At 63.8% G+C, this 14,398-nt stretch carries 12 protein-coding genes and 1 riboswitch; of the genes, 7 read left to right on the plus strand and 5 right to left on the minus strand.

Annotated features, from left to right (window positions below):
* Positions 1-151: 151 nt before the first annotated feature.
* The 3 genes from AADJ04_RS01760 (at position 152) to nrdR (ending at position 3,040) form a co-directional block, all read left to right on the plus strand.
* Positions 152-1,018 (plus strand): lytic transglycosylase domain-containing protein, encoded by an 867-nt coding sequence (locus AADJ04_RS01760; protein WP_341238537.1) that lies wholly within the window; start codon positions 152-154, stop codon positions 1,016-1,018.
* A gap of 123 nt (positions 1,019-1,141) precedes the next feature.
* A riboswitch (ZMP/ZTP riboswitch) is annotated at positions 1,142-1,292 on the plus strand.
* Positions 1,293-1,328: 36 nt separating this feature from the next.
* A complete protein-coding gene (gene glyA, locus AADJ04_RS01765; protein WP_044402743.1) occupies positions 1,329-2,573 on the plus strand; it encodes a serine hydroxymethyltransferase in 1,245 nt (414 codons plus the stop codon).
* Between the two features lie 17 nt (positions 2,574-2,590).
* Positions 2,591-3,040, plus strand: coding sequence for a transcriptional regulator NrdR (gene nrdR, locus AADJ04_RS01770; RefSeq protein WP_044402746.1), 450 nt, complete (start codon positions 2,591-2,593; stop codon positions 3,038-3,040).
* 168 nt (positions 3,041-3,208) lie between these two features.
* Here nrdR and AADJ04_RS01775 read toward each other — a convergent pair whose 3' ends face one another.
* From AADJ04_RS01775 to aroC, 3 genes are read right to left on the minus strand one after another with little or no spacing between them, the layout of a single operon-like run.
* Positions 3,209-4,987 (minus strand): bifunctional metallophosphatase/5'-nucleotidase, encoded by a 1,779-nt coding sequence (locus tag AADJ04_RS01775; RefSeq protein WP_341238538.1) that lies wholly within the window; start codon positions 4,985-4,987, stop codon positions 3,209-3,211.
* Positions 4,984-6,192: an MFS transporter gene (locus AADJ04_RS01780; RefSeq protein ID WP_273624781.1), complete on the minus strand. Its 1,209-nt coding sequence runs from the start codon at positions 6,190-6,192 to the stop codon at positions 4,984-4,986. The genes AADJ04_RS01775 and AADJ04_RS01780 overlap by 4 nt, the downstream gene beginning before the upstream one ends.
* Positions 6,193-6,215: 23 nt before the next feature.
* Positions 6,216-7,313 carry a chorismate synthase gene (gene aroC, locus AADJ04_RS01785; protein ID WP_273624780.1) on the minus strand — a complete coding sequence of 366 codons (1,098 nt, stop codon included), beginning with the start codon at positions 7,311-7,313 and terminating at the stop codon, positions 6,216-6,218.
* Positions 7,314-7,502: 189 nt separating this feature from the next.
* Here aroC and AADJ04_RS01790 point away from each other — a divergent pair, with 189 nt between their 5' ends.
* Positions 7,503-9,659 carry an EAL domain-containing protein gene (locus AADJ04_RS01790; RefSeq protein ID WP_341238539.1) on the plus strand — a complete coding sequence of 719 codons (2,157 nt, stop codon included), beginning with the start codon at positions 7,503-7,505 and terminating at the stop codon, positions 9,657-9,659.
* Positions 9,660-9,683: 24 nt separating this feature from the next.
* Here AADJ04_RS01790 and AADJ04_RS01795 read toward each other — a convergent pair whose 3' ends face one another.
* The gene (locus AADJ04_RS01795; RefSeq protein ID WP_066788461.1) at positions 9,684-10,136 is read right to left on the minus strand and encodes a CBS domain-containing protein; all 453 of its coding nucleotides are present in this window, start codon (positions 10,134-10,136) and stop codon (positions 9,684-9,686) included.
* 100 nt (positions 10,137-10,236) lie between these two features.
* Here AADJ04_RS01795 and AADJ04_RS01800 point away from each other — a divergent pair, with 100 nt between their 5' ends.
* The 3 genes from AADJ04_RS01800 to AADJ04_RS01810 all read left to right on the plus strand — a co-directional run bounded on the left by AADJ04_RS01800 (position 10,237) and on the right by AADJ04_RS01810 (position 12,882).
* Complete coding sequence (locus AADJ04_RS01800; RefSeq protein ID WP_341238540.1) at positions 10,237-11,547, plus strand: O-acetylhomoserine aminocarboxypropyltransferase; 1,311 nt, start codon at positions 10,237-10,239, stop codon at positions 11,545-11,547.
* A 2-nt stretch (positions 11,548-11,549) separates the two neighbouring features.
* The gene (locus AADJ04_RS01805; RefSeq protein ID WP_341238541.1) at positions 11,550-12,368 is read left to right on the plus strand and encodes an alpha/beta hydrolase; all 819 of its coding nucleotides are present in this window, start codon (positions 11,550-11,552) and stop codon (positions 12,366-12,368) included.
* 166 nt (positions 12,369-12,534) lie between these two features.
* A complete protein-coding gene (locus AADJ04_RS01810) occupies positions 12,535-12,882 on the plus strand; it encodes a DUF962 domain-containing protein (protein WP_341238542.1) in 348 nt (115 codons plus the stop codon).
* A 99-nt stretch (positions 12,883-12,981) separates the two neighbouring features.
* On the opposite strand, the gene AADJ04_RS01815 is transcribed toward AADJ04_RS01810, so the two are convergent.
* On the minus strand, positions 12,982-14,271 hold the full coding sequence (locus tag AADJ04_RS01815) for a YihY family inner membrane protein (protein ID WP_341238543.1): 1,290 nt from the start codon (positions 14,269-14,271) through the stop codon (positions 12,982-12,984).
* Between the last annotated feature and the right edge of the window lie 127 nt (positions 14,272-14,398).

Raw genomic sequence — 14,398 nt, forward strand, 5'->3', positions numbered from 1 at the left:
TGCCGAACCCGGCTAAGTCAACACTGTCTCCCCTGCACTACGCAGTGACCGCAGACAGCAGTTGATGGCGTACCAATCCAAGCGGAAGCTCGCTTCAGCACTGCGAACACCAGCAGTCACTCCAGAGCCTCCGCCTCAGAAAGGAAGAGCTATGACAGCGTCAGGAAAATTTGTCTCCGGCCTACGAACCTTCGTGACCGATGTGACCAATGGTTTTCTTGAAATCACCCACAACAGCTTTGCCCTCATCGGTTTGGCTGTTGCCTTTGTTGCGATCACACTGACTGCGCGCCCTGATCTGCGCCAAGCAGGAGAGGAGCAACTCATGAACTGGCTGCAGGAGCGACAAGTCGCAGCCATCGGCATGCCCGTAGAGCCCGATGCCAGCGAACGCGCTACGGCAGGCAACCCCAAGGACCTGCCCAAAGAGCAGGCGGCTGTGGCCTTTTGGCTGAGCAAAAAGTACAAGGTGGCTCCAGAGCCCCTGAGCGTTCTGGTGGCCGAGGCGTATGACATTGGCACACGCACCAAGCTGGATCCGACCCTCATCCTCGCCATCATGGCCATCGAGTCAAACTTCAATCCGTTTGCACAAAGCGCGGTCGGTGCGCAAGGCCTGATGCAAGTGATGACCCGTGTGCATACGGAGAAGTACCAGAATTTCGGTGGACACTTTGCGGCGTTCGACCCTGTGTCCAACCTTCGCGTCGGCGTCAAGGTGCTGCAGGAGTGCATTGCACGCGCAGGTTCCATCGAAGGGGGTTTGCGCTACTACGTGGGCGCCGCCAACCTGCCCGATGATGGTGGATACACAGCCAAGGTGATGGCAGAGCACTCGCGCCTGCGCCAGGTGGCCAATGGTCGGTCTGTGCCTATCAATGCGCCCGTCATGCTCACCACCCAAGCTCCTGCGGCCACACCGGCGCAAGCTGCGCCAGCCGCCTCGCGCAATGCTGGCGAACGCCCCTCGGCCGAAGCCGACAGCAAGGTGGCGTTGCTCGGTTCTGTGGGTTCGTGAAGCCAAGTGCTGTCACCCTGCGGGGCAGCACAGTATTCAGACCAGAGACAAGACACTTACCAAAACGCCCAGCGGACTCAAAGCGCCGCCACCCGGCAGGCCCATGAGTACCTCAGCTACACTACGGGGGTACGCGACTGGCGATAGGCGTGGCACTTTTCAGGTGTCACCGCTGACGTGGAAAACAACAAGATCCGTCATCTTGTGAACCACTGGGGAGCGTGCCGCGAAGGACCTGGGCCTGAGCGTTCCGCCGTTCGCCTGGGCAGCCCTTGTTTCAAGGGACATAAGTTCATAGGACTGCCATACCATGTACGACCGCAAAATTCTTGTCGAACAAACCGATCCCGAGCTGTTTGCTGCCATCCAGGCTGAAAACGCCCGCCAAGAGCACCACATCGAGCTGATCGCCAGCGAGAACTACGCCTCCCCCGCCGTGATGTGGGCGCAAGGCACCCAGCTCACCAACAAATACGCCGAAGGCTACCCAGGCAAGCGCTACTACGGTGGCTGCGAGCACGTGGACGTGGCCGAGCAACTGGCCATTGACCGCGTGAAGAAGATCTTCGGCGCCGATGCTGCCAACGTGCAACCCCATTGCGGCGCATCTGCCAATGAAGCCGTGTTCCTGGCCTTCCTGAAGCCCGGCGACACCATCATGGGCATGAGCCTGGCCGAAGGCGGCCACCTGACCCACGGCATGCCGCTGAACATGTCGGGCAAGTGGTTCAACGTGGTCAGCTACGGTCTGGACAAGAACGAAGCCATTGACTACGACGCGATGGAAGCCAAGGCCCGCGAGCACAAGCCCAAGCTGATCGTGGCTGGGGCATCTGCTTACAGCCTGCACATCGATTTCGAGCGCTTTGCCAAGATCGCCAAGGAAATTGGCGCCATCTTCATGGTGGACATGGCCCACTACGCCGGCCTGATCGCTGCGGGTGTGTACCCCAACCCCGTGCCCCACGCCGACGTGGTCACATCCACCACGCACAAGAGCCTGCGCGGCCCCCGTGGCGGCATCATCCTGATGAAGGCCGAACACGAGAAGGCCATCAACAGCGCCATCTTCCCCGGCCTGCAAGGCGGCCCCCTGATGCACGTGATTGCCGCGAAGGCCGTGGCCTTCAAGGAAGCACTGACGCCCGAGTTCAAGGCCTATCAGGAACAAGTGGTGAAGAACGCCAAGGTCGTGGCCGAGACGCTGACCCAGCGTGGTCTGCGCATCGTGAGCGGTGGCACGCAAAGCCACGTGATGCTGGTGGACCTGCGCGCCAAGGGCATCACCGGCAAGGAAGCCGAGGCTGTGCTGGGCGCTGCTCACATGACCATCAACAAGAACGCCATTCCCAACGACCCTGAAAAGCCGATGGTGACCAGCGGCGTGCGCATTGGCACCCCCGCCATGACCACCCGTGGCTTCAAGGAAGAAGAAGCGCGCCTGACGGCCAACCTGATCGCCGACGTGCTGGACAACCCACGCGATGAAGCGAACATCGCCGCCGTGCGCGAAAAGGTCAACGCCCTGACCGCACGCTTCCCTGTCTACCGCTAAGCAGGTAGCCAGCGACCATGAAATGCCCCTTCTGCAGCCACCTGGAAACGCAAGTCGTTGAAACACGGGTGTCTGAAGACGGGGTGTTCATCCGGCGCCGCCGCCAGTGCGGCGCCTGTGACAAGCGTTTCACGACCTACGAGCGGCCGGAAGTGAACTTTCCGGCCATCGTGAAGAAAGACGGTCGCCGCATCGAGTACGAACGCGGCAAGCTGCTCGCCTCTTTCAACCTGGCGCTGCGCAAGCGCCCGGTGAGCACCGAGCAGATCGATAGCGCCATTGAGCGCATTGAAGAAAAGCTGCTGAACCTGGGGCAGCGCGAAGTGAACTCCGGCCGCATTGGCGAGCTGGTGATGCGCGAGCTCAAGAAGCTCGACAAAGTCGCCTACATCCGCTTTGCCAGCGTGTACCGCAGCTTTGAAGACATTGACGAGTTCAGAGCGCTGGTAGACGAAGTGCGCAAATAGGCTGGTGTTGCCTGGGTTGTGCAGGCAGATACAACCAAGCTATTATTTTTATAGCTGCTTGCGCTTGCTGCATAAGCGCTATAGGCCAATTTGGCTAATAGTCCTCAATCACCCAGACATCAATCGCTTCAAAGCGCCTACGGGCAGATGTGCCCTCACCCCGGCCCACTACGGGGCACGCTGGATGCGGTTGGTGAGCGGTGGCGCTATCGGGCTGTGTGCCAGCACGTAGGCCTCCAGCACATCCAGATCGAGATCGCCGCCTGTAGTGTCTCGCCCCTCCATGAACACCGTGAAGCCATCCCCACCGCTGGCCAGAAAGCTGCTGATGGCCACCCGCACTACGGCGGTGTCCTCCAGCGGCTTGCCATGCAGGGTCATCTGGCTGATGCGCGAGCCAGCGGGTTGCGACAGGTCGTACCGGTAGCCAAATCCTTCAGACACCGACAGCACCCGAGGGGACTGCAGCGTGCTGGTGCCGCCGGCAAACTGTTGCTCCAGCACCGCGCGGATCTGCGCGCCGGTGTACGTGCGCACCATGATGTTGTTGCCAAACGGCTGAACGCTGAAAAGCTGCCCATAGCGCAGCTGGCCTTGCGCATCAGGCACCAGATCAGCCCGCAAGCCACCGGGGTTCATGAACGAGAGCTGGGCACCGCCCTTCTGCGGCGCGCGGGTCGCGGCCAACTGGGCATCTGCCACCAGATTGCCCAACGTGCTTTCCAGCGCTTCGTTGCGCACGCGCAGCAGCGGCGCACTGGCCCGGCCCACGGGCCGCTGCGCCAGGGGTTCGGCAGCGGCCTTGTAGCGTGCCACCAGTTGCTGCACGAACGGATCGGCCGGATAGGCCGGTACGGCAGCGTTCAGGGGCACCAGCCCCTGGCTGCCGGTAAATGCCTCGCCCTGCACGATGTGGTTGTGTGCAGTTTTGCGCACTACCTGGCGGGTGGCGGTGTCCACCCGCAGTGACACCTCGGTCAGCAGCGCACCGTACTGCCCGGCGCTGGTCAGCAAAAACGGGCGGGCTGGATTGATGCGGCCGTAGTCACACACATAGGCCTGGTGGGTGTGGCCCGAGACGACCACATCCACAGAGGGGTCCAGCCGCTCCAGAATCGGCACGATGTCGCCGTTGATGCCAGAGCATTCCTGCCCCAGCACCTTGGCATCGGTGTAGCCCCCTTCGTGGATGGCGACCACGATCACATCCGCGCCCTGGGCGCGCAACTGAGGCACCAGGGCATTGGCCGTGACGGCCTCGTCTTCAAAACGCAGGCCTTTCACGCCCGCAGGGCTCACCATGGTGGGCGTGGCCTTGAGCGCCATGCCAATGAAGCCCACCGCCACGGTGGCATCGCCCTGCGTGAAACGTTTGATGCCCGTGGCGGGCAACAAAGGCTGGCCATCTTCACGCACGGTGTTGGCGGCCAGAAAACGGAACTTGGCCCCTTCAAAGGGCTTGCTGATCTGGCAGGGCTCGCGCACCGTGAATTTCTCGCAACCGCCCTGCTGCAGCCGCAGCAGCTCTTGCCAGCCCCGGTCAAATTCATGGTTGCCTACTGCAGAGAAGTCGATCTGCATGTGGTTCACGGCTTCGATGGTGGGCTCGTCCAGGAACAAGGCCGACACCAGGGGCGATGCGCTCACCATGTCCCCGGCGGTGATCACGGCATGGTGCGGATGCCGGGCCTTGAGCTGCGCGATGGCGCTGGCCAGGTAGGCGGCGCCACCGGCGGGCACACGCTCCACGCCCTGCTGGCTGCGGATGGGTATCGCAATGTGGGGCGGCTCCAGGTTGCCGTGAAAATCATTGAAGGCGATCAGCCCGATATCCACGAAGTTGGCCCGAGTCGGCGAATCCGGAGGATGGGCGCAGCCCAGCAACGTGGTCAAAGTCAGGGTTGCCGCCAGTGCGGCGACCACTTTGCTAGCGTTTTTCACGATCATTCCAAGCTCCGTTCCTTGAGGGCGCTGTGCCCCACCTTCCAGGCACACAGGCAGGACAGCACACTGGCCACCATAGCCGCCCAGTACACCGACGCCAAGCCAGCAGCATCGCCCAAAGCGCCCCCTGCCAATGCCCCCACCACGCCAGGCAGGCCATAAGCCAGCACCGTGTACAAGGCCTGACCGCGCCCGCGCAGGCGACCTGGGAAGTATTCCGAAAGCAGCGCCATGCACACTGTATGGTGGGCCGCAAAGGTGAGCGCGTGCAGCATCTGCGCCACCACCAGCACCAGCAACCACGCACCTGCGGCAGCCGTCATGCCCATGCGCAGCGCCATGGCAGCAGCGCACACCAGCAGCCAGCGACTCAAGGGCCAGCGCGGCAGCCAGCGCCCCTGGGTGAAGAACCATGCGATCTCTACCACCACAGACACCGCCCACAGCACGCCAATGGTGGATTTGCGATACCCCAAGGCATCCAGGTACAGCGAGAAGAACACGTAGACCGCAATGTGGGCCAGCACGTGAAAGCAAGCCGATGCGAAAAACCACCGCACCTGGGGCCTGCGCAAGACGGGGGCCATGGCAGGCCTGGCGCCATGACTGGTGCTGGAAGAAGGCTGCCCCTCTTCCAGGCGGGGCAAGAGCCAGGTGCTGGCCACCACCGCCACCAGGGTGGCCAGCGTCCAGCCTGGGAAGTCGGCCATGCCAAACTTCTCAAACCACGCCCCGGCCGCAAACACCGTGACCAGAAAGCCCAGCGAGCCCCACAGCCGCACCCGGCCATAGCGGCGCGCATCGAAGCTGCCTTCCTGGCTTACCAAGTGGGCCATGGCAGCCTCGCTCATCGGCATCATGGCGCTGGTGTGGGTGAACATGAGCAGCAGCACGGCCGCAATCCACCAAGTGCCGCCGGGCACCCACAGGCCCGCTGAAATCACCAGCGCAAGCGTCGAACACCAGCGCAGCAAGGGCACACGCTGGCCGGTATGGTCGCTCAACACGCCCCAGCCATAAGGCGCAAACAGGCGCGTGAGGGATTGCAGCGACGTCAGCACCCCGATGGTGACCAGGGGCAGGCCCAGACTTTTGAGCCAGAGCGGCAGGTACGGGTTGAAAAACCCGATGTGTGCGAAGTAACTGGCCGACAGGGCAGCAAACGGCACCAGCGGCCGCCGCGCCCCCAGCGTGCGCAAGCGCTGCATGCGAGGCGACTGCCTGGCAGGGCTTACAGGAACGAGGCTTTGATGGGCGCCACCGCGTGCACCACATCGCCGCACTGGGCCCGGTGGCGCAGGGCATGGTCCATCACCACCAAGGCCAGCAGGGCCTCGGCGATGGGCGCAGCACGAATGCCCACGCAGGGGTCGTGCCGCCCCTTGGTGATCACCTCGGTGGGGTTGCCGTGGATGTCGATCGACTCACGGGGGCTGATGATGGAGCTGGTGGGCTTGATCGCCAGGCTCACTTCCAGGTCTTGCCCGGTGCTGATACCGCCCAGCACCCCCCCAGCGTTGTTGGACATGAAGCCGTTGGGCGCCATGGAGTCGCCATGGGTGGTGCCGCGCTGGGCCACGCTGGCAAAGCCGGCGCCAATTTCCACGCCCTTGACGGCGTTGAGCCCCATCATGACGAAAGCAATGTCGGCGTCCAGCTTGTCGTACAGCGGCTCACCCAAGCCTACCGGCACGCCCGTGGCCTGCACGCGGATGCGCGCACCGCAGGAATCACCCGCCTTGCGCAATGCGTCCATGTAGTCCTCGTACTCGGCGACGTCAGCCACCGGCGCAAAGAACGGATTGCTGCGCACGTGATCCCAGCTCTCAAAGGGGATTTCCAGCTCGCCCAGCTGCGTCATGCACGCGCGAAACTGCGTTCCATATTGCTGCTGCAGCCATTTCTTGGCCACGGCACCGGCCGCCACGGTGGGGGCCGTGAGCCGGGCAGACGAGCGGCCGCCACCGCGCGGGTCACGAATGCCGTATTTGTGCCAGTAGGTGTAGTCCGCATGCCCAGGGCGAAAACTCTGCGCGATGTTGCCGTAGTCCTTGCTGCGCTGGTCGGTGTTGCGAATGAGCAGGGCAATGGGGGTGCCTGTGGTCTTGCCTTCGTACACCCCCGAGAGAATTTCCACGGCATCGGGCTCGTTGCGCTGCGTGACGTGCCGACTGGTGCCCGGGCGGCGGCGGTCCAGGTCGATCTGGATGTCGGCCTCGGACAGCGGCATGCCAGGCGGGCAGCCATCAATCACGCAGCCGATGGCTGGACCATGGGATTCACCAAAATTGGTGACAGTGAAAAGGGTGCCTAGGGTATTGCCGCTCATGGCGAGGATTATCCCAGAGCAATTCAGTCCTACATGCGCATAGAGCGCTTGGCAGAGCGCCTGTGTAGGACTAGCATGGGGTCAGACTCTTGAGAAGCGCATGCCAACCTCCCCATCGCTCCATGGAGCCCCCGCCACGCCACGCACTCTGTTGCACCATGAGCCGCCCCCCTGCTGGCCGACAGCCCCTTGCGCCAAGCCCTGGATTGCAGCGACAACGCCATCGCGCTGACCAACCGCGACCGGCAGGTGGTGTATGTCAACCAGGGCTTCACGCGCCTTTTTGGCTTCACCAGTGACGAAGCGCGGGGCCGTTACCTCAGCGACATGCTGCAGGGCCCGCACACGCACCAAGGCCTGACGGAAGCCATTCGCAGCGGATTGCGCCTGCAAGGGCATTACCACGGCGATGCGCTCATCTACAGCCGCGATGGCCAACCGCGCTGGGTATCGATGGTGGTCAACAAAGCGGATGAAGCACAGGGAGGTCCCGGCGGCTCCATCACGGTGCTCACCGACATCACCCTGACCAAGATGCATGAAGTGCTGCAAAAGCGCGTACTGGAGAGCATGGTCAGCGAAACCAGCCTGCCCGAGTTGATGACCAGGGTGTGCAAGGAGGTGGAAAACATTGCCCCGGAGGTCACGGCCTCCATCCTGACGGTAGACACGAACGGCCGGGTTCATCCCCTGGCGGCCCCCGGTTTACCAGACCACATCTGCGCGGCACTCGATGGCGTGCAGATCGGCCCCAACGTTGGCTCCTGCGGCACGGCGGCCTATTTGGGCAAGCCTGTGGTCACCACCAGCATCGCCACCGACCCGCGTTGGGATGACTGCCGCGCTCTCTTCGAATCGACCGGACTGAAGGCCTGCTGGTCCAGCCCCATCAAAAACCACCAGGGGCAGGTGGTTGGCACATTCGCGTTTTATTTCAAGGAGCCGCGCGAACCCAATGCGCTGCACAAGAGCCTGGTGCAGGTCTGCCTACACCTGTGCGCCCTGGCCATTGAGCGCGACGCTTCGCGCCAGCGCATCCACCAGCTGGCGTTTTTTGACGTGCTGACCGGCCTGCCCAACCGCGTCATGTTCCGCAACAGTGCGGAAAGAGCCCTGTCCAGCATGGCACGTGACCACCAGACCGGCGCCCTGCTCTTCGTGGACCTGGACCGATTCAAACAGGTCAACGACACCCAGGGCCACGCGGCCGGAGACACCTTGCTGCGGGTGGTGGCGCAGCGCCTGGGCGAATGCGTGCGCGCCCAAGACTGCATTGGCCGCCTGTCGGGCGACGAATTCGTGCTGCTGCTGTCCAACTGCACCACGGAGCAAGCGGTGCAAACGGCGCAGCGTGTACTGGGCAGCATCGCCATGCCGGTAGAGATCCAGGGCCAGATCAACCTGCCCAGCGCCAGCGTCGGGATATCCATTTATCCCTACGACGGCACTGACATCGACACCCTGGTACGCCATGCTGACCAGGCGATGTACCAGGCCAAAAGCGACCATCGCCACAGCCTGCAACTTTTCAGCCAGGAGATGAACCGGCGCGCCCAGGAACGCGCCGCCATGGAGCGGGCCCTGCGCCACGCACTGGAGCGTGGCGAGCTGACCCTGCACTACCAGCCCCAGATCACTTCCGACCCGGCGCTGGCCCTGCACGGCATGGAGGCCCTGGCCCGCTGGAGCCATCCCGAATGGGGCCCAGTCTCTCCAGCGCAGTTCATCCCACTGGCCGAAGAAACCGGGTTGATTCCGGCGCTTACCGATTGGCTGGTGAATGAAGTCTGCCAGCAAATCAACACCTGGCGCGCAGCCGGCGTTGAGGTGCCGCATGTGGCGGTGAATCTGTCCGGGCGCAGTTTTCACCAAAAAGGGTTTGCGCAGAACGTGAGCAGCACCTTGCGCCAGCATGGCTTGGCGGCGCACGACCTGCTGCTGGAAATCACCGAGAGTGTGATGATGGATGCGCGCGAGATAACTCAGGAGAACATCGAGTTGCTGAGCCAGCAGGGGTTTCGCCTGTCACTGGATGACTTTGGCACCGGCTACTCCAGCCTGAGCTACCTGCACCGCCTGCCAATCACAGAGCTGAAGCTGGACAAGTCTTTTGTGCAGGACCTGGAACACAGCGAAACGGCCCGGGCACTCACGATTTCCGTGCTGAGCATCGCCAAGAGCCTGGGCATGACCGTAGTGGCCGAGGGAGTGGAAACGTCGCAGCAGCGCCGCTGGCTGAAAGAGCACGGCTGCGAGGTGATGCAGGGCTACCTGCTGGGCCGCCCCATGCCGGCACACATGCTGCAAGCGTGGTCTTTGGAAGCCAGCGCCGTTTGCTGCAGCTGAAAACCTGGGCAGCAGCCCCTGCGCTCAGGCCTTGGTATCGTCTTCCGCAGGCCAGTCGCGGATGTAGGCCTTGAGCATCTGGTTTTCGAAGTTCTGGCTGTCCACCACGGCCTTGGCCACGTCGTAGAAGCTGATTACGCCCATGAGCATGCGCTTGTCCATCACGGGCATGTAACGGGCGTGGCGATCCAGCATCATGCGGCGCACCTCGTCCATGTCGGTTTCCAGCGTGCAGGTCAATGGCGCATCGTCCATCGCAGAGCGCACGCGCATAGTGCCCACCGAGCCCCCGTTGCGCACCATGGCCTGGATCACTTCGCGGAAGGTGAGCATGCCCACCAGGTCACCCAGCTCCATCACCACCAGCGACCCAATGTCTTTCTCGGCCATCACCTGGGCTGCTTGGGCCAAAGGCTCGTCCGGCGTCGCGGTGTAGAGAGTGTTTCCTTTGACGCGAAGGATGTCGCTGACTTTCATGGTGCAAGGTCTCCGGGGGGGCGCACTGCGCTGTAGGCGTAATCGCATCAAATATAGCCCACAATTTACGCTCACATCGACAACATCGGAGACAGAACCCATGCCCGGTTATTCAGACCCCGGCTTCGACACGCTGGCGCTGCACGCAGGCGCCAGCCCCGACCCCGCCACCGGCGCGCGCGCCACGCCCATCCACCTGACCACTTCGTTCGTCTTTGAGTCGAGCGACCACGCAGCCTCCCTCTTCAACCTGGAGCGTGGCGGCCATGTGTACAGCCGCATCAGCAACCCGACCAATGCGGTGCTGGAGCAACGCGTTGCCGCCCTGGAAGGCGGCGTGGGCGCCATTGCCACGGCCAGCGGCCAGGCCGCACTGCACCTGGCGATTGCCACGCTGATGGGCGCGGGCAGCCACATCGTGGCCAGCACGGCGCTGTATGGCGGCTCACAAAACCTGCTGCACTACACGCTGTCACGCTTCGGCATCGAAACCACCTTCGTCAAGCCCGGCGACATCGACGGCTGGCGCGCTGCGGTGCGCCCCACTACCCGCCTGTTCTTTGGCGAAACCGTGGGCAACCCCGGCCTGGATGTGCTGGACATCCCCACCGTGTCGTCCATTGCGCACGAAGCGGGTGTGCCACTGCTGGTGGATTCCACCCTCACCTCGCCTTGGCTTATCAAGCCGTTTGAACATGGCGCAGATCTGGTCTACCACTCGGCCACCAAGTTCCTCTCGGGCCACGGCACCGTGGTGGGGGGCATCGTGGTGGATGGCGGCAGCTTCGACTGGGACGGCCCGAAGTCGGCGGGCAAGTTTGCCGAGCTGACGCAGCCCTACGATGGCTTTCACAACATGGTGTTCACCGAAGAGAGCACCGTGGGCGCCTTCTTGCTGCGCGCGCGGCGCGAGGGCCTGCGCGACTTTGGCGCCTGCATGAGCCCGCACACGGCCTGGCTCATCCTGCAAGGCATCGAGACCCTGCCGCTGCGCATGGCACAGCACATGCGCAACACCGAGAAGGTGGTGGAGTTTCTGGCCGCGCAGCCGTTTGTGTCGCGCGTGGGCCACCCCCTGCTCGACTCGCACCCCAGCCATACCTTGGCGCAAAAGCTGCTGCCACGCGGCGCGGGCTCGGTGTTCAGCTTTGACCTCAAGGGCAACCGCGAGCAGGGCAAAAAATTTATCGAAACCCTCAAGGTCTTCAGTCACCTGGCCAACGTGGGCGACTGCCGCAGCCTGGTGATCCACCCGGCCAGCACCACGCACTTCCGCATGAGCGACGAAGCGCTGGCCGGCGCGGGCATCAGCCAGGGCACGATCCGCCTGTCCATCGGCCTCGAAGACGCCGACGACCTCATCGACGACCTCAAGCGCGCGCTGAAAGCGGCAGAGAAAGCGGGGGCCTGACCATGTACGTCCAAGTCAACGGCGCCGCCACCTACTGCTACACCGGCGGCAAAGCGTTTGATGCCGCCAAGCCCACGGTGGTGTTCATCCACGGCGTGCTCAACGACCACAGCGTGTGGGCCCTGCAAAGCCGCTACATGGCCAACCACGGCTGGAACGTGCTGGCCATCGACCTGCCCGGCCACTGCAAGAGTGGCGGCGATGCGCCCGCCACGGTGGAGCAAGGCGCAGACTTCATCGGCGCGCTGCTGGATGCTGCGGGCGTGCAGCGCGCGGCACTGGTGGGCCATAGCTGGGGATCGCTCATTGCCATGGAGGCCGCCGCGCGGCTCAAGGACCGCATCAGCCATCTGGTGCTGGTGGGCACGGCCTTCCCGATGAAGGTGTCGCCCGCACTCATCGAGGCCTCGCAGACCGACCCGGAGAAGGCGATGCGCATGGTCAATGTGTTCTCGCGCAGCACCCTGTCTGCGCCCCCGTCGGCCCTGGGCCCGGGCACCTGGGTGTTTGGCGCGGGCATGGCGCTGGGGCGCAAGGTGCTGCGCAGCAACCCGGCTGTCAATGTGTTCCACCGGGGTTTTGTGGCCTGCGACAGCTACGCGGGCGGCGAAGCAGCCATGGCGCAACTGACCTGCCCGGTGCTGTTCGCGCTGGGCAGCCAGGACCAGATGACATCACCCAAGGCCGCCCAGGGTCTCGTCAAGGCCGCCCAGGCGGCGGGCAAGCAGGTGCAGATCGCCCACCTGCCCGTGGGGCACAACCAGATGACCGAGGCGCCCGAAGAGACACTGGCCGCCATCCGGGGCTTCCTGGCCCGGTGAGCCCCCAAACCCCGGCGCGCTGACAGTCCGCCGGGGTTTCAATCGCCGGTTCAAGGTGGCAGACCCGTTGGCGACAGCCCCCCCCCGCACTGCCCCACTGGTGCGCGCCAGAACTGCGGCGTATAACGCGGGCAGAGGGGCTTTACCCCCGCCCGGAGACAACGCCATGACCAGCCAGACTGCTGCCCCACAACCCGTGTCCAGCGCAGACCCTAGGGCCTTCAAAAGCTTTGCGGACTTCTACCCCTTCTACCTGAGCGAGCACAGCAACCGCACCTGCCGCCGCCTGCACTTCGTGGGCTCCACGCTCAGCCTGCTCTGCCTGGCCATGCTGGTGGCCACGGGCAAGCCACAGTACCTGCTGTATGGCCTGCTCTGCTGCTACGGCTTTGCCTGGGTGGGGCACTTCGGCTTTGAGAAGAACAAGCCCGCCAGCTTCAAGCGGCCGCTCTACAGCTTCATGGGCGACTGGGCGATGTACAAGGACATCTGGACGGGGAAGGTGCCGTTTTGAAGCACTGATTCGCGCACCTTCCGCCGCGAACAATGCAAGCCAAAACAGGCTCTAGCGCTCACCAATCAAGCGCCAGCAGCTATTATTTATATAGCAAAACTAAACCACCCGTTGCACTCCCAAGGCAAGCTCAGTGCCTGCGCTGGTCTGCAGCACATCCTCCAGCAGCAAGCCTTCCAGCCGGGCTTTTGACCACAGCGGTTGCAAGCTTTCAGAGCGCTCCAGCAACAGGCGCTGCACCAGCGGCGCCAGGGGGGTGGTGCCAGGGTTGGCCAGCAGCACATAGCGGGACTCGGGCACATCCGCTTCGCCCACCGCTGCATCGTTCACCTGGCCCACCCAGTCCAGCGCAGTCAGCGCCTCCAGCACCGGGGCCAGCTGCAACCCATCCACCCGCAGCAACTGCGCGAGCTGGCTGGGGCGCAGGCCCTTGAGGGGCTGGTGGCGTACGCGGTGCAACTGCTGTAGCACCTCCACCGCCAGCTGAAACGTCCAGCCCGCCACCGTACCGCGCCGCGCCACCCCGGCCAGCAGGCTGGGCAGGTAGGCCGTGACCACTGCGCCCAGCAGCACAATGACCCAGGCCACATAGATCCACACCAGCAGAATGGGCAGCGTGGCAAACGCGCCATACACCACCGAATAGGTGGGCACCTTGCCCAGGTACACCGCCAGCACCTTCTTGGCCAGCTCGATGCACACGGCCACAAACAGCCCGCCCGTCCAGGCGTGGCGCCATTTCACCGGCGTGTTGGGCACATAGTGGTAAAGCGCCGCCATGCCGCCCGCCAGCACCACAAACTGGATCGAATCGAACAGCAGCTGCACCCCGTCGGGCAGGCGCTTGACCAGCCCACCCGATGCCGACATCACATACGACGTGAGCGCGAGGCTCGCGCCCATCAGCAGCGGGCCCAGCGTGATGGCGGCCCAGTAGATCAGCACCCGCTGCCCCAGCGGCCGCAGGCGTTGCACGCGCCAGATGTCGTTGAGCGTGCGGTCGATGGTCAGGATGAGCGCCAGCGCCGTGGCCAACAGAATGCTGAAACCCGCCGCCCCCAGGCTGCTGGCCTTGGAGGCAAACTGCGTGAGGTAGCCCAGCACCTGGCGCGAGATGCTGTCAGGCACCAGGCTGCTGACCAGCCAGCCCTGCAGCGCATCCTGCAGCTTGCCAAAGATGGGGAAGGCGGTGAACACCGCCAGCGCCACGGTAAAGAACGGCACCAGCGCCAGGATGGTGGTGAAGGTGAGGCTGCTGGCCGTGAGGCCCAGGTGGTCTTCACGAAAGCGCTCGCGCAATGTCTGGGCTGTGGTCTTCCACGGGAAGTGCGACAGCTCGGTCATGAGCGCCTCCACGCGCAGTGCGGCTGTCTGGAGCGTGCTATGCACTTTTACGTGCCCACGAAAGCCGGGGAACGGCCCGGCAACTAGGCGCAGGACGCGCCGCGGTATGGATACCGTAAGCGTTCTGCAACAACGTGGCCGGGCCTTTCCCCGGCTTTCCCGAAGGGTTGGG

The organism is uncultured Acidovorax sp., from assembly GCF_964021665.1.
GTDB lineage: Bacteria > Pseudomonadota > Gammaproteobacteria > Burkholderiales > Burkholderiaceae_C > Acidovorax > Acidovorax temperans.